The 17801-nt window shown below is 59.0% G+C and carries 12 protein-coding genes, 1 tRNA gene and 2 pseudogenes; 9 read left to right on the forward strand and 6 right to left on the reverse strand.

The genetic code is table 11. The features are described 5' to 3' along the window. Positions 1-39 precede the first annotated feature (39 nt). The 3 genes from B7Y43_RS17555 to B7Y43_RS17565 all read right to left on the reverse strand — a co-directional run bounded on the left by B7Y43_RS17555 (position 40) and on the right by B7Y43_RS17565 (position 1269). Entirely contained in the window at positions 40-171 is a 132-nt protein-coding gene (locus B7Y43_RS17555) for a hypothetical protein (RefSeq protein WP_374132976.1), read from the reverse strand. A gap of 112 nt (positions 172-283) precedes the next feature. After that, complete coding sequence (locus B7Y43_RS17560) at positions 284-598, reverse strand: hypothetical protein (RefSeq protein ID WP_374132977.1); 315 nt, start codon at positions 596-598, stop codon at positions 284-286. A gap of 344 nt (positions 599-942) precedes the next feature. After that, positions 943-1269, reverse strand: a complete 327-nt coding sequence (locus B7Y43_RS17565; RefSeq protein WP_374132978.1) for a hypothetical protein — start codon at positions 1267-1269, stop codon at positions 943-945. 1215 nt (positions 1270-2484) lie between these two features. On the opposite strand from B7Y43_RS17565, the gene B7Y43_RS17570 reads away from it, so the two are divergent. The 5 genes from B7Y43_RS17570 (at position 2485) to B7Y43_RS17590 (ending at position 6622) form a co-directional block, all read left to right on the forward strand. Further along, entirely contained in the window at positions 2485-2688 is a 204-nt protein-coding gene (locus B7Y43_RS17570; protein ID WP_374132979.1) for a hypothetical protein, read from the forward strand. Positions 2689-2774: 86 nt separating this feature from the next. Beyond that, positions 2775-3266, forward strand: coding sequence for a hypothetical protein (locus B7Y43_RS17575; RefSeq protein ID WP_374132980.1), 492 nt, complete (start codon positions 2775-2777; stop codon positions 3264-3266). 54 nt (positions 3267-3320) lie between these two features. Continuing rightward, the gene (locus B7Y43_RS17580) at positions 3321-4658 is read left to right on the forward strand and encodes an efflux RND transporter periplasmic adaptor subunit (protein WP_374132981.1); all 1338 of its coding nucleotides are present in this window, start codon (positions 3321-3323) and stop codon (positions 4656-4658) included. Positions 4659-4667: 9 nt separating this feature from the next. Continuing rightward, positions 4668-5405 (forward strand): ABC transporter ATP-binding protein, encoded by a 738-nt coding sequence (locus B7Y43_RS17585; protein ID WP_374132982.1) that lies wholly within the window; start codon positions 4668-4670, stop codon positions 5403-5405. A gap of 68 nt (positions 5406-5473) precedes the next feature. Then, a complete protein-coding gene (locus tag B7Y43_RS17590; protein WP_374133026.1) occupies positions 5474-6622 on the forward strand; it encodes an ABC transporter permease in 1149 nt (382 codons plus the stop codon). An 8-nt stretch (positions 6623-6630) separates the two neighbouring features. On the opposite strand, the gene B7Y43_RS17595 is transcribed toward B7Y43_RS17590, so the two are convergent. Beyond that, complete coding sequence (locus tag B7Y43_RS17595) at positions 6631-7839, reverse strand: hypothetical protein (protein ID WP_374132983.1); 1209 nt, start codon at positions 7837-7839, stop codon at positions 6631-6633. 310 nt (positions 7840-8149) lie between these two features. On the opposite strand from B7Y43_RS17595, the pseudogene B7Y43_RS17600 reads away from it, so the two are divergent. Both B7Y43_RS17600 and B7Y43_RS17605 read left to right on the forward strand, forming a co-directional pair. Further along, positions 8150-8458: pseudogene (locus B7Y43_RS17600) on the forward strand (cytochrome c); the annotation flags it as partial. A gap of 112 nt (positions 8459-8570) precedes the next feature. Further along, positions 8571-8786, forward strand: a pseudogene (locus B7Y43_RS17605) (transposase); the annotation flags it as partial. Between the two features lie 135 nt (positions 8787-8921). On the opposite strand, the gene B7Y43_RS17610 reads toward B7Y43_RS17605, so the two are convergent. After that, a tRNA-Thr gene (locus B7Y43_RS17610) sits at positions 8922-8997 on the reverse strand. Between the two features lie 221 nt (positions 8998-9218). On the opposite strand from B7Y43_RS17610, the gene B7Y43_RS17615 reads away from it, so the two are divergent. Then, on the forward strand, positions 9219-10529 hold the full coding sequence (locus tag B7Y43_RS17615) for a hypothetical protein (RefSeq protein WP_374132984.1): 1311 nt from the start codon (positions 9219-9221) through the stop codon (positions 10527-10529). A gap of 90 nt (positions 10530-10619) precedes the next feature. Next, positions 10620-15245: an NAD-glutamate dehydrogenase gene (locus B7Y43_RS17620; protein WP_374132985.1), complete on the forward strand. Its 4626-nt coding sequence runs from the start codon at positions 10620-10622 to the stop codon at positions 15243-15245. Positions 15246-15618: 373 nt separating this feature from the next. Here B7Y43_RS17620 and B7Y43_RS17625 read toward each other — a convergent pair whose 3' ends face one another. Beyond that, positions 15619-17757 carry a TonB-dependent siderophore receptor gene (locus tag B7Y43_RS17625; protein ID WP_374132986.1) on the reverse strand — a complete coding sequence of 713 codons (2139 nt, stop codon included), beginning with the start codon at positions 17755-17757 and terminating at the stop codon, positions 15619-15621. Positions 17758-17801 lie beyond the last annotated feature (44 nt).

Genomic DNA, 17801 nt, shown 5'->3' on the forward strand with positions numbered 1-17801 from the left:
CCATCTCTGCCGGCCTCCCTCACCAGCAAAGATCGTGAATCAGAAAAAGTCAGCCGTGGGAATCCCCAATCGATTCACCATCGTCGGAAACCGCTCTAGGTCTTCTTCATCGGTGAGTTCGAGGAAAACGACATAATCCGCAATGATATGCGCAATCTGCGTAACGATCATGGCTTCACCACCCTTACCCTGATGTTGGCAATTTTACGTTGTCCCTGAGCGCCAGCGCGGCGTCACTGGCCGTCGTTCCCCCGGCCACTAGATGTCTAGCGCGCCAGCAAATTCACCCCTCTTCCGCGTCGCGCAATGCCTCCAACTCAGCCAATCTCGCTGGATCGTCAGCCGCCACCGCTTCTTCTAGATAGAAGTCATGCGCTATGTTGCGTACCGTCAATTGCGCCTCGTCACTATATTCCGGAGCAATCACAGCGAATGCGTCGATCAAACCTCGAAGCAAATCCTTATCAAGCGCCTCCATGTCGTTAGCGAGTTCTTCCATCTGTTGGACAGCAGCGTCAGGATTTAGTGTATTGTCATCAGTCATATAGAGGAATAAAACATAATTCGCAATTATTCGCGCGACCTGCAAGTTCATCATGGCTTTACTACCCTAACTTTAATGTTAGTAATATTCAACTTCTTGAGCATCTTGAGCGCTTTATTTCTTTGGGTAATAGTAGGAACCTCCCAGGTTCCGGTAGTCCGATGCTGCCCTAGCACGTCAGATTGCCGGAATGCTTGTGCTCGAGCATGTGGTGCGTCGACGACTTTTAACTTTCGGTCGATGGGGTGGTCGATGTCTCCCCCGCCGTCAAACTTAACTGGCCGCTTTGATCCGTCGGGCATGGTGCGCATCAAGGCCGGCGCGTATCCGGATCGTGCACCCGGCGCGGCGTCGTTGTATCGCTTTGCTGAACTGTCGGGGCCGAGATTTTCCCTCACCTAGTGAACCTTCGGCGGCGGAAACGGACCTGGACTAGGCCTTGCCTTACGAAGGCGGCGCAATTCGGAAACCCTTGCCAGTGCCGCACCCGGTGCAACTGCAAGCGCGACGTCTCCAGCGGCTGCCCCCGCGACACGACCGATATCGCGCGCCGAGGCATTGGCCACCGCACTCGCCGCGCGCGCCACTTGGACACGGGCCGGTGTGTCCTCGGCCGCGATCGCCGTATCGATCATCCCCGCGATTCCGCGCTCGACGTTGCGAAGGGTGGTGACCGGGTTCGTCGTCAATGCGGCATAGACGCCCTCGACCGTTCCTTTTGCCACATCATAGCCTCCCTCTCCGACACCGATGATAAAGTCGGCGACGGGATTGCGCTGATCGTTACGCGGCGAACCCACAGGCTTAGGCCGCACCTCGCCCGTCGCTTGGAGTACTGGCTTTTTGCGTTGCTGCGCCGTTTGTCCGGCGGGCGGCGTTTCCGCACTTGGGCGCGTTGCGCGCTCCGGTGGCCGAGGCTTTTGGCGGCCAATAGGATCAGCGTTCCGACTGCTGGCGCTACCCGCCGGGCCGGCCCCGCCTGCGCCATAATGGCGTCCCGCCCCCGCAAAGGTAAACCGGCCATCCAACGGATCATGCCAGGGGTTGAATTTGCGTTCGATCCCGTCAGGCGTTGGAGCCGGGGGCAGCCTGCCGGTTCGCAGCCACCACGAAAAAGCACTTTGCTGCCTGTAGGTTGACGTTCGAATCATGTCGCCCTCGCCGTTCGTTGCGGCCAGAACATTTCGGGAACATTCTCCAACAAGTAAAGGAAAAATAGTCCGAAACTAGAACCGCCGCACGCTGGCATCGTGCCAGCTGCGACCTCTCAGCGATCCCAATTGTGCAAAAACTGGTGCCCTGCAGAGGACAAAGATAGACAGGCGAACCATTGGACGATTTCCGTCAGTCGCCAGTGATTTTGCCCTCATCGTCGGGCAGTTTCGCGTTCGCTCGACGACGGCGAGCGGCTTGTATTTCGTCCTGTTCGCAACCAGATCGAAAAAGCGCATTGTCCGTATGCGGCGCGATTTTGTGAGGATGCGCGCCGCCTCGTCACGACTATCGGCTTGCAAGACAATGTACTCGCGCCACCAAACGTCGTAGCCATGAACTCATAAATATCTGATTATAAATGATAGATCTGCGTTCTTGAGATGAGAATCTAGGTAGCGGCAACCATCCGGCAATCACCGTAATGGAAGCCTTGGCGTAGGTTTGGGAGCGCGGGAGTCATGCCGCCTTTAGGCGCGTCAGTAGTCCGACACAATCAAGCGCATGCAGCGATCGGCCTACCCAGTCGGTCGTCCATGCATATCCTAAAATATCAAGTCCTGCTTATGCTATCGCTAATCGATAAGTAAACTTCCCGACAATCTTTAAATCAGAAAAATACTCACCTATGAGGCTCGATTTGGTACCGATTATTATTTGAACAAATATCTCCGAAATGTGACCTTCAAGTTGACCTTTTACGATCGCTCACATGACGGGAGTTTCGCATGAATAGACTGCCTATGAAAGCACGTCGCTTATTCTCCGTAATTGCCCTTGCGCCGATGCTGGCGTTGATCCCCACAGCGCCAGCAAATGCGGTGACTGTTCACGTCGAACTCATCATCGTCGCGGTGGATATTACGGTTTGTGTTCAGGTCGACGCGGACACCGTAATTTGTCAGACAGTGAACGCTGATACTAAGGCATGATTAACATTCATTGTTGAAATTAATTGGTCGATACGGCAGAATAATTTGCTATCGTATCGACCCTTTTTTCATTGGAGATGCGCGTTATGGTGAAGGCAATGGCGATCGGCACAGCGGGATTTCTTGTCCTGCTTGGTACTGCCTGCAACCAGGGCAATGCGGCGTACCCAGCTTCTGCCATCGCCACGTCAATCCCGAATGGCAGGTATCTGCTGAAATGGAAGGCAGAGCAGCGTGCTGGCGTTGGCGTTAGTATTTCCGTGAAATCAAAGGACAGAACGCAAGCTGCCACGGGCGGACAATATACTGCCGAATTTTCTGTGCGAAATAATAAGCTGAGCGGTTGCGTTTTGTCAGATCCCGTGAGAAATAATGCAGTCGTCGCAGCGCAATGCACCATGGCGAACGATAAATTGATGATCGTGCTCGGTAACCCGGTGGAAAAGGGTTCGGGCATTAAACTGGAGATGGTGCGTGACAATGAACGCTCTTACATTGGCCAGGTGCTCGTAAGTTCTGCCTTATTGCCACTTGGTTCGATAAAAATTGGAAATGCAACGATGACGCCGCTTAATTGAAGTATCGACGTAAATCGGCACGCAGGGCAGTTTATAGGTATTTGATTAATTGACTTGTCGGTTATCAGCGTGATGCGTCTTGCCAGACTTTTTATAATGATGGTCGGCAGGACGTTTCGGCAACGGCCACGGCTGTCGGTAATTGTCACATTGATCGCGCTTTTAGTTGCTTGGTCTTGGTGGCCTGTGCCGAAGCCCGAATATCAAATGGCGAATGTTACGCGCGGTGATGTCGAACGATCGGTCGTTTCCTCGGGCAGGTTGCGCCCCTTACAGACAGTGAAGATCGGCGCTGAGGCATCAGGACTGGTTTCGCAAGTTCTGGTCGACGTCAACGATCATGTGCAGCAAGGGCAACTGCTTGCAGAACTTGAGCCCGTACGCTTGGATGCTTCGGTCCGTCAGGCCGAAGCGCAGGTGGCGCTCGCGCGGGCCAATGTCATTCAGGCCGAAGCGGCGATCACGCGTGGCCTGACAGGAGTCACCGACGCCCGCCGCAATAACGAACGACTCCAACAGTTATATAAGCGTGGCTTTGTGGCGAAGCGTGAGCTTGAAAATGCTGAGACATTGAACCAGCGTGCGGTAGCGGATGTTAAGGGTGCAGGCGGCCAAATGGCAAGCGCGCGCGCAGAATTAGCGCGGGCCGAGGCGTTGCTCGCTGATGCCCGCACCGTCCGCGCGCGCGGACGGATCATTTCGCCGATCGCAGGGGTCGTGATTTCCAGGCAAGTCGATCCGGGGCAGACGCTTGCATCGAACTTCCAAGCGCCCGTGTTATTCGAAATTGCGACTGACCTGTCGCACATGCGGATTGAGGCGAGCATCAACGAGGCCGATATCGGCCAGGTTCGAGTTGGTCAGACCGTAAGGTTCGTCATCGAGGCGTTCCCGACGCGCAACTTTTTGGGCACCGTCAGTCAGGTTCGTCCTCAGGCTATCGATGCGGGCAATGTCATTTCCTATACCGTTATCATCGAGGTTTTCGATAAGAATGCCCGCCTGCTTCCGGGTATGTCTGCTCATGTCGAGATACTGACTGCGATCGCGAAGGAGGCGATCCGTGTGCCGCTGTCGGCGATTGGGTTCACGCCAGTGCTTGCAGGGGAACGTTGGCTGATCCCGAAGATCAGCAGCATCAACGTCTCGGTCGCACCGAGCGGCGGTGGCGGCAATGGCCCGATTTCCACAACAAGAGAGGTGAGATCAACGGGCGCGCCAGCAGATGGTAGGCCGACGATCTGGCGAGCTGACGCCGATGCACCGGGAGGGCTTGTCGCTGTCCCGGTCAAACTGGGAATCAGGGGAGACGAAATGGTGCAGATCGTCGGGGGCGACGTTAAAGTAGGTGATCGGATAGCGATTGGTCGGGCTCGATCTGCGAGCTATTAGCGGATGAAGGTGTTCGACCCCCTTATCGAAACGGTTGCCGTCACCAAGATATATGATTTGGGTGGCAACAGAGTCGTCGCGGTCGATTCGGTCAGCATCAAGATCGACCGTGGCGATCATGTCGCGATCATGGGGCCGTCGGGTTCAGGCAAGTCGACGTTCATGAATCTGCTCGGATGCCTTGATCGACCTACTCACGGTGCGTTGATTGTTGATGGTGCCGACGTTACTCAGTTCACGATCGATCAACTGGCCAGTTTTCGTAGCAGGACGATTGGCTTTGTTTTCCAGCAATTTAATTTGATGGCGCGAATGAATGCGGTCGATAATGTCGCGTTGCCCTTAATCTATCAGGGAGTCCCGGCACCGGAACGCCGCGAACGCGCGCGCGACGCGTTGGCCGCAATGGCGCTTGATGATCGCTTCGATCACTTGCCTGCCCAGATGTCGGGCGGCCAGCAACAGCGCGTTGCCATTGCACGCGCGCTGGTCGGTAATCCGCGGCTGATTCTAGCCGATGAGCCGACCGGCGCGCTTGACAGTGAGACATCGCGTGACGTGCTGGACCGGCTCGACGGACTGCAGGCGCGGGGTATTACCCTGGTCACGGTTACGCACGATCCGCGCGTTGCCGACCGGGCACGACGCATCGTTGATTTTTTTGACGGAAGGGTCGTTTCGGACAATGCCCGCCGGGCACTGGAAACCTCAGCAGCTGAGCAAGACGCGCGTGCGGCAACGCCGTGATGTGGAAAGAGGACATCCGCTCTGCGTTCGACACGATCCGGGCGAACCGGTTGCGGTCGCTCCTGACCATGTTGGGCGTCATCATTGGTGTTGCCTCGGTGGTGCTGATCATCTCGCTGGGGCGGGCGGCTGAACGCAGCATAGCGAGCTCACTCGATGCGTTGGGCCATGACTTGGTGTTGGTTTACCCAGCACCCGATGGACGCGGCGGAGGCGGGGCGATCCGAGCATCGCTGACCGATCGCGATGTTGATGCGATGCAGCGACAATTGCTGGGAATCGACACGGTCGCCGCTCAGCTCTCCGGGTCTGCCCGGATCATTGCGGGCGCAAATCGGGCCGACACTATTGTGCGAGGCGTGGATTTGAGTTTTTTTGACGTGACACCGCTGACGATCGTCGAAGGAGCGTCTTTGCGTGACAGCGACATCGCGACACAGGCTTCGGTGATTGTCCTTGGACGAAGCACTGCAGACCGCTTGTTCGGGGACGACCAGGCCGTCGGTCGCCGTGTTCGGGTGAACGGGGTCTCTGCAACCGTGATCGGAATAGCATCGACTGTTGGTAGTGGTCTTTCGGGTGATCAGAATGATTTCGCACTGACTCCGATCACGACTGCACGCCAACGGCTGGGGCTTCGCGTTGGGAATGACGACGATTCGGTCGGGTTAGTCCTGCTTCAATTCGGCGGCGAGGTCGATTTGACCGACGCGCGCGAGCGGACACTGAAATTCTTGAAGGATAGAAAGCGTATCAGTGACGATGAGACCAGCCCATTTGCTGTATCGACCACGGAAGATCTGAGTGGCGCAACATCGTCGGTTGTCGCGGTGGTGCAAGGTGTACTGGCCGCGATTGCGTCGATCAGCCTGATTGTGGGTGGCATCGGAATCATGAACATCATGCTGGTGTCTGTTACCGAGCGAACCCGAGAAATTGGGTTGCGCATTTCTCTGGGGGCCAAGCCAACCCATATTCGCAACCAGTTTCTAACAGAAGCAGCGATATTGTGCGGGCTTGGCGGGTTCATCGGGCTCGTGCTGACCCTCGCCATTGCCTTTATTATCGCCGCCGTCTCTGCGCTGCCCATTTCGGTAGCGCCTGGCGACGCCTTGTTCGCATTGGCCACATCACTGCTGACGGGATTGGCAGCAGGGTATCTGCCGGCTCGTCGTGCTGCTGCGCTCGATCCGATCGAGGCGCTTCGCAGCGAATAACGACCCATTCAGGCCTTTGCCACAGCCTCGGCAGATTGCTCAACGAGCCACGCGCGCCATTGTATTTCAAGACCTGGGAGTGAGTCGCTCAACCCAATTTGCGCGCCATTCTCGCTGAGCCACCGCTCGAAACTCTGGCCGCGCGACAAAGCCACCGAAATCTTTCCGAAAACCATGTCGTCGTGCGTGCTTGCAATGACGAAGTCTGCAAAGCCACGCGCCTGGATATAGAAATCTGATACCGTTTCGCGTTCAAGTGCTGCCGCCGCGTCATTGGTGGCGTCGGCACGGATCGTGACCGCGACGCTGCCGACCTTGCCATTTGCGATTCTCGGCATTGGATGGTCACGCTGGAGCAACCGCGACTGCGTCTCCAATCGACTGCCGCCTGGTCGGCGAAGTGCCATTTTGAGATCACTGCGGCGTTTTGTAGTGATCGCGTCGTTCTCGACCAGAACTGCGGCCATTTCGTCAAGCCAGTCAGGCGCCGTGCTGCCATAACCGGATTTGGAGGCGCGCGGTGCCAAACCATCAAAATCAAGCATGAACCAGAGGTGGCCGAATTCATGCTGGATGATCCCCATTTCAACGCTGCCCCCAGCGTTTCCCGGCGTCGCTGACAGCTTGGCGAGAAGCTTCTGTAAGATGTCGGCTTTCGCTTCGGCAGTCGCTGCTGGAAATTGGGTATCAATTTGCTTTCGGATGGCAGCCTCAATCACCTTTGGATCCAGCACCGTCCGGGGCCAGTTAAGCAACGGGATGTTTCGCGCGCGGAGGCTAGCAATTTGGTCGGGCAAGAGCTCGGTGCCCACCGCCAACATGATTGGTCGCTTGGGGGCACCGAAGTGGCGCGCATATCGTTCCGCTGCCTCATTTAGCGCCGTAATGTACCGACCGACATCGGTCGATGGGGCAATAACGGCACCTGCCTTTACCTCGCGGCAATCTGTGTTGGGATTGGCGGCGCGTAAGGCACTGTTCAAGGTCGAGCACAATGCGGTTTGCGGTTGATTTTGGGTCTGCTGACCCAGGGCGGCAAAGGGAAAAGCCGCATGCAGAAGGATAATTATCCGCAAGCGATCAATACGAACCAATATTTGCAGCTGATTTCGTGCGTCGCTCATTTTAGTGTACCATGTCAATAAGGGGTATTGTGTAAGATATAAGCCATTTGAGAAATGATCCATACCTTTTGGGGCATTGTTTGTAAAAATCATTTTCAAAATTCAACATTATAATTTGAATTCTGTTATTATCTCTAATATTAATAATGCAAATTAAATATACATCAGTTAATTAAAAATTGTAGAATTTTCAAAACAGTGAAATGCTCAGTCATTATTAATCCAAATAACATGACGGCTGTAGAAATTACAGGTTGCCGTGCCAACTATAAATTGGCGTTTCAGACCATTACCGAAGAGCCATTTTGAGCATCAATTCATTGCTAGATTCAGCGGGGTTCTTGTTCTTATTTGCCGGTAGCGCGGGTGAGCGCAGCGGCGAATGCGACGGCACCCGCATCGGATGGACCACCCACGAAGCCGTCGCGCGCGCCAAGGCGTCCTTAAGCTGGCCCTCGCGCGTTTCCTGGGGCTGAAGATGGTCTTAGCGCGTCGGGATGATACCAGGACGATGGCGCATTCCGCCAAGGCGCTTGCGGCCTGGGAAAGGGATATCCCCGGCATTTTCCCGTCGAGTGTCCATTCCCGCAAATTGACGGCGCTCAAAACGATTTGGAGCGGACGTGCCGGTTGCGAGGCTCGCGCCGACGACATGACTGCTACGGCGGCGAAATTCGCGACACTCGGCAACGCCGGAAAGGCCACCGCCATGCCCGCGCAATGGGACGTTCCGACGGACGCTTCATCGGCGCTTCCTCCCGTCCAGCAAACTGGAGCGCCCCGGGATTGTCAGAGGCTCCAACTCCCGAGGAGGCGGAGCCGATATGAGCAAGACAAAGAACAAGTTTTCAAACGAGGTTCGGGCCCGTGCGGTGCGGATGATATTGGATCACGAGAGCGAATATCCTTCGCGCTGATCGGCCGTGGTGTCGGTTGCCGACAAGATCGGCTGCGTACCGCAGACGCTTCACGAGTGGATGAAGAAGGCCGAGGTCGACAGCGGCAAGCGTGCCGGCGTGCCGACCGATACGGCAGGCAAACCAACCCAACCGGGCGCATTCCGCCACGCCGCGCCAAAGGGCAACGGGTGGCGAATTTTGCAGCTATCCAGTGGGGAAATGGTGGGGCGCAAATCTTGCTGCGCCCGCGAGCGCCCCTTAAGTCATTGAAAATACTGGTGCCGCTTACAGGACTCGAACCTGTGACCCCCGCATTACGAATGCGATGCTCTACCAACTGAGCTAAAGCGGCGCCTGGCATCGGCGCGTCGGTGGGCGCCGGTGAGGAATGGGCCCCTATCAGACGGGTTCGGGGCTGGCAAGCGGCAGGTCGGGCGGTCTGGGGCACTGCTCGTGGCTGCAACGAACAGCCTGCCCCGCCCGTCAAACTTCGGGGCCGGGCTTTACGTAACATTTACCACAGTGCGTCAAAACCAGCGTTGCACCGGGCATGAGCCCATTGGGGAAATGCGCATGGACACGCTCCGCGGGTTCGAAGACGACCGCACCGACTATGACAGCCACGACCAGGCCGATCTGTGCGTGGACGATAATGCCCAGGTCGATATCGGCACGGATGAGCGCCGCATGCATGTGCGCGCCTATAATCACTGGGTGTCGCTGCTGCGCGGCCGCGCTTATCCGCTGATTGAGGACCTGGATCCTGAAAATATCGCTGATTTCGGCGCGCATAGCGTGTTGCTGGATTTTACCGCCGGGATCGAAAATCCGGCGATCCAGTTTCTTGGCCGCGCGCTGCGCACCGAATGCGACCTTGATTCAACCACCACCCATATCAGCCAGGTCCCCAGCCGCTCGCTGCTATCACGGCTGACCGATCATTATCTGCAGATCATCGCCAATCGCGCGCCTATCGGCTTCGAAGCGGAGTTCGTGAGCACGCGCGGCCACAACACCATGTATCGCGGCATTTTGATGCCATTTTCGTCAGACGATGACACGATTGATTTCATCTATGGCGTGATCAATTGGAAAGAGCTGGTCGATGCCGAGACCCAGGCCAAGCTGAATGCGGAAATTGCCGTCGCCGTCAGCCAGGCGCCACGTCAGGCCGTGACGGCAGCGGCACCGGCTTGGGCGAGTGGCCCAAGCGCCGGCCAGGACGATTTCGAGGATACGCACGAGCCATCCAGCGACGACGATTCCGCCTTCGTAATCGCCGCTGGGCTTGCCGATCAGTTGATGCTCGCCCAGCAAACCGCCGCAGCTGCGCGCGCGGCCGATACGCGGAGCCGGTCCGCCCTCTATCGTGCGCTCGGCCGCGCTTTTGATTTTTCTATCGCGGCCAGCACTGATCCGGTTGGCTATACGGCATTGTTGGCGGGGGCTGGGATCACTGAACAAGCCCGCGCGCCGATGACGCCGGTCGTCAAGCTGATCTTTGGCCAGGATTATGACAAGACGCGAATCACCGAATTTGCGGCCGTCCTTGCCCATGCGCGGCGCTGCAACGTTCCAGTCGGCGCGCTCGCCGATTTCCTTGATATGGCAGAAGGCGGGATCAAAGGCATTGTCGCCGCAGAACGTGCGCTGCGCCGCCCTGCCCCGCGCCCTGCCCCGTCCCCAGACCCACTGACGGCAGCACGCGCGGCGCTCAGCATGCGCGCGCCAATCGCAACGATCGATTTCCCCGTCGACCTTCCCAAAGGGTCATTCGTCCTGCTCGTCGCGCGCGCTGGCGACGCGGGCCAATTGGAGATTGTTGCCAGTGTGTCGGGTGACAATCGCTTCGCCGGACCGATCATTGAGCAGGCCGCGCGCTAACCCGTCAGCCGGTGACAGCACCGTGATTTGGATGCAGCGCAAAATGCGCAGACTCTTGAGCTAAGCGCTGGCTGGGCGCATAGCGGCCCAATGGTAAAAGCCACGCTGAAATCGCTGTCTGATGCGCTCGCTGTCAGGCTGGTAGAAGGTGCCCTGCCGGGCGAGTTAGAGGGGTTTGGCAAAGCCGAGCGTGCCGAAGCGGCGCGCTTCATGGCTGCCGCGGCCGAGCAGCGCCCGCCGGGTATACCCCGGCTGGAACTGGAAAGCATCGCCGCCGATCCGATGCACCGCCAAATGCGCTTGGCGATCGTCAATGACGATATGCCCTTCCTGGTCGATTCGATTGCCGCGACGATCGGCGCACATGATGTATCGATCGAACGGATCATCCACCCCGTCTTGCCGGTCGAGCGCGATTCAGCCGGCAAATTACTCAGCGTTGGCACCGGCCACCCCGAATCGATGATCTATATCGAGATGGAACGCGCCGACGCCCGAGTCCGGCGCGCGCTCCTTACCGATCTTGAACGCAATCTTGGCAATGTGCGTGCGGCGGTAAATGATTGGCTAGCCATGCAGGCGCGGATGGAAGCCGATGCTGAAGCGCTGGCCCGCACCACGGACGCGGGTGCTCGCGAGGGTGCGGCCCTGATTAGTTGGTTTGCTGACCGCAAGCTGACCTTGCTTGGCTACGAACACTGGCTGCGCGACGGCCGGGTGACAGAAAGCTTAGGGATTACGCGTCAGCAGCAGCCGGTGCCGCTGCTCGCCGATGCCTCGCGCGTGCTGGCGATGGAATGGTTCGAAGCAGGCAATGTCCCGCCGCTCGTCGTCAAATCCAATCTCATTTCCGGCGTCCATCGCCACGTGCCGCTTGATCTAGTGATCGTACCGGTAATGGACGGCAAGAAAATCGCTGGCCTGTCGATCCATGCCGGGCTGTGGACCAGCGCTGCGCTTGGCGCACCGCCGCAGGAGGTACCGGTACTTCGTGCCCGGCTGGCCATGCTTGAACAGAAGCTGGGCTTTGATCCGCGTGGCCATACCGGCAAGGCACTCAATCATGCGCTGGGCGCGTTACCGCATGATCTGGTGACAGCGTTTGATCAGGAGTCGCTCGAAAAACTATCGCTGACCGCCATGTCGCTGGCGGATCGCCCGCGTGCTGAAATGGTGCTGGTGCGATCAATGCTCGGCCGACACATGTTCGCCTTTGTCTGGCTGCAGCGTGACGATCTTTCGACCGCGCGGCGGATCGCGATTGGTGACATGCTGGCGGCGGCATCGAACGGATCGTTGCTCAATTGGTCGATCGCGCTTGAAGACGGCGTTGTCGCGATGATTCGCTATACCTTCGATCTGCGTGGCGAAGGCCGCATGCCCGACACCGGCCCGCTCAACCAGCGGTTGCAGCATATGGTCCGCGGCTGGGTTCCCGCGGTTGAAGCAGCGCTCGCCGAACAATTGGAGCCGACCCGCGCCGCGCGGTTGGCCATGCGGCATGCAGCCAGCTTCCCGGACGGCTATCGCGCCGCCAATAGCGCGGCGGAGGCAGCACAGGACATTTTGCGGCTCGCCACGCTCAACAATAGCGGTGATCGATCGGTACGGCTGTATCGAACACAGACCGGGCAACGACTGAAAATCTATCGGCTAGGTGGAGCGCTGGCGCTTTCCGATGCGGTGCCGGTGTTCGAAAATTTCGGTTTCCGGGTCATTGAAGAAGTCCCGACCGCGCTTACCGATGAAGCCCATGGCTTCGTCCATGATTTCGCGATTTCGGCAGGCGATTGGGCACCAGCCGATGCGCTTGATGGCGACATGACGGTCCTCGAAAATGCGATTGCGGCCGTGCTGAACGGCAAGGCCGAAAACGATGCCTTCAACAGCCTGATCGTCGATGCCGGATTAGCACCCAGCGCCGTGGTGCTTTTCCGCGCCTGGTTTCGCTATTTGCGCCAGGCCGGAATGAGTTACGGACTGGTGACGGTAGTCGACGCGCTGCGTCGCGCGCCTGCGGTCGCCAAGGCCCTGATCCAGCGGTTCGAGGCAGCGCATAGCCCAAAGTCAAAGCTGAGCGTCGAGGAAGCCGCGCGCGCGATCGATGTCGGGCTCGATGCCGTGTCAGCGATCGACGATGATCGTATCCTGCGGTCAATTCGGGGCGTGATTGCCGCCACCTTGCGCACCAACGCCTTTGCCCCCGCCGCCATTGAAGCACTCGCCTTCAAACTTGATAGCCACAAGGTGCCAGGGCTGCCTGCCCCGCTGCCCTGGCGTGAGGTTTGGGTCTATTCCCCCCGCGTGGAGGGCATTCACCTGCGCGCTGGGCCCGTTGCGCGCGGTGGCCTGCGCTGGTCGGACCGGCGCGATGATTTCCGCACCGAAATCCTCGGCCTGATGAAGGCACAACGCGTCAAGAACGCCGTGATCGTCCCCACCGGTGCCAAGGGTGGCTTCTATCCCAAGCAGTTACCGCCGCCCTCGCACCGCGATGCCTGGCTAGCCGAAGGAACCGAAAGCTACCGCATCTTTATCCGGTCACTGCTGTCGGTCACCGACAACATTGTTGAGGGCAAGATCGTCCACCCCGAAAAGGTAACGATCCTTGACGATGACGATCCCTATTTCGTCGTCGCCGCCGACAAGGGCACCGCGACATTCTCCGACGTTGCCAACGCGATTGCGCTCGAGCGCGGCTTCTGGCTGGGCGATGCCTTCGCCAGCGGCGGTTCGCAAGGCTATGACCATAAGGCGATGGCGATCACCGCCAAGGGCGCGTGGATCAGCGTCCAGCGCCACTTCGCCGAACGTGGTGTCGATGTCCAAACGCAACCCATCCGTGTCGTTGGCTGCGGCGACATGTCGGGCGACGTCTTTGGCAATGGCATGCTGTTGTCAAAATCGATCAAACTGGTCGCTGCGTTCGACCATCGCCACATCTTTTTTGATCCCGATCCCAATCCAGCGACCAGCTGGGAAGAACGCGCGCGGATGTTTGCGCTGCCGCGCTCCAGTTGGGCGGATTATGATGAAAAACTGATCTCAAAGGGTGGGGGCATTTTCGCCCGCAGCGAAAAGTCGATCAAGCTATCCAAACAGATTCGCGACCTGCTGGGGATTGATGCGACGGAGCTTGATCCGGTTGCGCTGATTTCGGCGATCCTGAAAGCCCAGGTCGATTTGATCTGGTTCGGCGGCATCGGCACCTATGTGAAGGCGGCGGCGGAGAATAACATCCAGGTTGGCGATCCCGCCAATGATCGGCTGCGCATCAACGCGGAAGATGTCCGCGCGATAGCAATCGGTGAGGGCGCCAATCTGGGCGTGACGCAAGCCGGCCGCATCGCCTTTGCCGCGCATGGCGGCCGCATCAACACCGATTTCATCGACAATTCGGCCGGCGTCGATTGCTCGGATAATGAGGTCAACATCAAGATCGCGCTCAACCGCGAGATGATCGAAGGCCGCCTTTCCTATGACAAGCGCAACAAGCTGCTCGTCTCGATGACCGACGATGTTGCGAAAATCGTACTCGAGGATAACCGCCTGCAAACGCTCGCGCTGTCGATCATGGAACATGATGGCGCCCAGGGGCTGCCAAGCTATGTCCGGCTAATCGAGATTTTCGAGAGCGCCGGTCGGCTCGACCGTGCGGTCGAGGGGTTGGCGGGTAATGAGGATTTGCTGCGGCGCGCGCAGGAAGGACGCGGGCTGACGCGTCCGGAACTCGCCGTGCTGCTCGCAACCGCCAAGCTCGCGCTGCAGGATTCGATCGAGCATAGCCCGCTCGGCACCGATGCAATGCTGCGCGACGATCTCCAGGCCGCCTTTCCCAAGGCGATGCGCACAAAATTCGCCGACGCGATCGATAGCCACCAGCTCCGCAGCGAGATTGTCGCGACCAAGCTGGCGAATCGGCTGATTAATCGGATGGGCGTGCTCCACCCCTTCGAACTTGCGGAGGAGGAAGGCGCTTCGATGGCCGATATCGCGGCGATGTTCGTGGTCATCGAGCAATTGTTCGAGCTTCCGGCGCTCTGGGCGGAGATCGAAACCGCGGCGATGCCCGAAGAGGCGCGGATCATCCTGTTCGACGAAGTCGCAATCGCCACGCGGTCGCAGATCGCCGATCTGCTGCGCGTGACCAAGCCCGGCACGAGCCCCGGCCCGGTATTGAAGCGCATCGCCAAGGGTTTTGGCGCGCTCGACAAAGCGGCCAAGGCGCTACTGCTGGAAGAAGCGCAGACGCAAAGCCAGCGCATCGTCGAGCGGCTGGAGCGTTACGGCGTGCCCTCCAAACTGAGCCACAAGGTCTTGCGGCTGTTCGAACTGGATGGCGTGATTGGCCTTGCCGAACTTGGCCAGCGGCTCGCTATGGATGAGACGGTGTTGGCACGCGCCTTTACCCATCTCGGCCAGGCGCTGGGGCTTGATTGGGCGCAGACCAATGCGGCCTGGATCACCTCGAGCGATCCTTGGGAGCGGCTGCTGATAGCCGGGCTGGCGCGCGATTTCCAGCAGTTGCGGCTCGAGTTTCTCGGGCGGCATGCGGGCAGCGACCCGCAGCTCCTCGTCGAAACCTGGCTGACGGAGAATGCCGGCCGCGTCACCCAATTCAAGGCACTGGTCGATCGCGCCCGCCGCGCGCCCGCGCCCAATGCCGCGATGCTGGCGCAGATTGCCGGCCAGGCGCGGGTGTTGCTGGGGCGCTAGCGTGTGATGACTTGGGATTGGACCAACCAATACGCCGTTCGCCCTGAGCGAAGTCGCAGGGCATGCGGCGCGCCTGGGCTTCGACTTCCCCCGGACCTGATCCGGGGCCGAACGGGTGTCAGGTTCAATCGACCTACAGCAACGTGCGTTAAATCTGCACCACCTCCGTTCGGCCTGAGCGAAGTCGAAGGCCAAGCGGTGCGCCCTGTGCTTCGACTTCGCTCAGCACGAATTAGAGTGTGATGACTTTGGATTGGTCCAAACCATACACCGTTCGCCCAGAGCGAAGTCGAAGGGCATGGGGAGCGTGTGGGCTTCGACTTCGCTCTGGGCGAACGGGTGTGAGGTTGAATCGACCTAACGTCATCACGCTCTAGAACCGGGCGCGCAGGGTGAAGCGCGCATTGGTTGGCGCGCCGGTCGAGATGTTGACGTCGTTGTGCGCGACCGGGAAATAGGTCGTGTTCGTAACATTTTCGACATTCACTTGCGCGTCGATCTTGTCGGTGAGCTTCACAAACAGCGCGAGATCGAGGCGGGTATAGGCGGGCAATGTCACGGCGTTGCTGATCGTCGTGAACTGATCAGCCTGATGATAAAGGCCAACACCGACGCCGAGCCGATCAAGCAGCTGATAGCGGTTCCACAGCGAAAACTGGTGGCGCGGCACCTGCGCGACTTGCCGTCCCTGCGGCGCGTTCACCGTGGTGGCAGTGATTTCGGCTTCGGTATAGGCATAGCCCAGGCTGGTCTGCCACCGTTTGGTGAGGTTACCCGTGACGCCGAACTCGACCCCTTTTGATCGCTGCGCCCCCGTCAGCACGACGGTGCCCGGCGTCGGCCCAGTGGCGCGCGTATTGGTGCGATCGAGCTGATAAATAGCAAGGGTCGTCTGGAGCGCTGGTGTCACGTCCCACTTCACGCCGATTTCGTAATTGTCGAACCGTTCGGGCACCAAGGCGGCGAGCGAGGCGGTGAGCGACAGAAACTGATCGCCCGATTGCGGCAGATAAGACCGCGTATAGCTGCCATAGAGCGATGCATTGGCTGCAGGCTTCAGCACCAGCCCAAAGCGCGGCGACCACAGATCATCGCTGCGCTGGAATTGCTGCCCGGCGAAAACATCATTCACCGCCAGGTCGATCCGGTCGTAGCGCAGCCCGGCAATCACATCGACATGATCGCCGATACTGATCTGGTCCTGCAGATAGACCGACCCTTGCGTCAGCGTGCTGCGCGTCTGGCGGTTGCTGTTTCCCGCGGCGCCCGCGACGAAGGTGAAGGGTGGTATGACGAAGGGGTCGCTCAGCGACACCGTTGCACGGCGATTGGCCGCGCTCAGCGGTGCGGCAGGATTGAAGAATCCGTTGCGGCGTTCATTGCCGCTATCCTGCCGGGTATATTCCCCCCCGAACAACACGACATGATCGATCCCACCGGTCGATCCGCGCCATTCGGCATTGCCCTGCGCGATGAAATTCTCCCGCTGGGTCAAGTCATCATACGCCTCCACACCCAGCGTGCGTGCGCCCGTGATCGGATTGACCGACACGGCAGTGGCGGGAAAGGCATTGGCGTAGGACTTGTTGTAATCGCCATAGAGCAACTGCGCGTTCACGGTGAGGTGATCGGTCAGCGGCGCTTCTGCGCGCGCGCGGACGACATTGGCCTCAAAAGGCGAGCGATTGATGCCGGGCACGCCGAAAAACGTATCGCGAAATCCGGTGAGCGGACGACCGGCCAGCGAGGGGACGCCGCGATCGGTGACGCGGACATCGCTGACATGTTCATAGCCTAGCTGCAGCTTGATGCCGCCGGCCAATTCGGTGCCGATTACCGGGTTGATAGCGTATCGGGCACCTTCATAAAAATCGCGGTGGCTGTCGAGCTCCTCGTAAAAACCGTTGAGCCGCAGCGCCGCCGCGCCCAGATCGACATTCACGTCGCCAGTTACCGCCCAGCTGCCAAACGTGTCGCCGGTCGCTTCGGCCGTCGCACTGGTGCTGCCGATGATCGGGCCTTTGCTCACCCGGTTGACCACCCCGCCGCCGCCGCCGCGACCAAAGATCGTTGCGTTGGGGCCCTTCAGCACCTCGACCCGATCGACATTATAAAAGCCGCGAAAATACTGAATATCGTCACGAAGACCATCGACGAAGAAATCGGCGGTGGAGTTGTTGCCGCGCAGCGTGATCTGGTCGCGATTGCCCTCACCCTGCCCCGCCGAAACGCCAGGCACGAAGCGCACCAGATCAGCAACCGACCGGATCGCCTGATCGTCAATCTGCTCGCGGGTCAGCACCGTGATCGCCTGCGGCACGTCCACCAACGGCGTCTTGGTCTTGGTCGCGCTGCTCGTCTGTTCGGTGCGATAGCCTTCGATCTTGCCCGTCACGATAATCTCGGTGCCAGTTTGCGGCCCGGCGGCCATGTCGATGTCGTCGCTAGGCAAGGCATGCGCCGGCACCGCCAGGAACAGGGCAGTGGTGGCGAGCAAGGTTGACGCACGCATATGAAATCGGTCCCCAATTGCGAATGACTCGCGATAGGGAAGCT

This window comes from Sphingomonas sp. 28-62-20 (assembly GCF_002281505.1).

Coding starts and splice junctions, on each gene's coding strand:
- B7Y43_RS17620 (WP_374132985.1), top strand. CDS start 10,620: ATGGTAAAAGCCACGCTGAAATCGCTGTCTGATGCGCTCGCTGTCAGG.
- B7Y43_RS17570 (WP_374132979.1), top strand. CDS start 2,485: ATGAATAGACTGCCTATGAAAGCACGTCGCTTATTCTCCGTAATTGCC.
- B7Y43_RS17625 (WP_374132986.1), bottom strand. CDS start 17,757: ATGCGTGCGTCAACCTTGCTCGCCACCACTGCCCTGTTCCTGGCGGTG.
- B7Y43_RS17575 (WP_374132980.1), top strand. CDS start 2,775: ATGGTGAAGGCAATGGCGATCGGCACAGCGGGATTTCTTGTCCTGCTT.
- B7Y43_RS17560 (WP_374132977.1), bottom strand. CDS start 598: ATGATGAACTTGCAGGTCGCGCGAATAATTGCGAATTATGTTTTATTC.
- B7Y43_RS17555 (WP_374132976.1), bottom strand. CDS start 171: ATGATCGTTACGCAGATTGCGCATATCATTGCGGATTATGTCGTTTTC.
- B7Y43_RS17590 (WP_374133026.1), top strand. CDS start 5,474: ATGTTGGGCGTCATCATTGGTGTTGCCTCGGTGGTGCTGATCATCTCG.
- B7Y43_RS17595 (WP_374132983.1), bottom strand. CDS start 7,839: ATGATTTTTACAAACAATGCCCCAAAAGGTATGGATCATTTCTCAAAT.
- B7Y43_RS17615 (WP_374132984.1), top strand. CDS start 9,219: ATGGACACGCTCCGCGGGTTCGAAGACGACCGCACCGACTATGACAGC.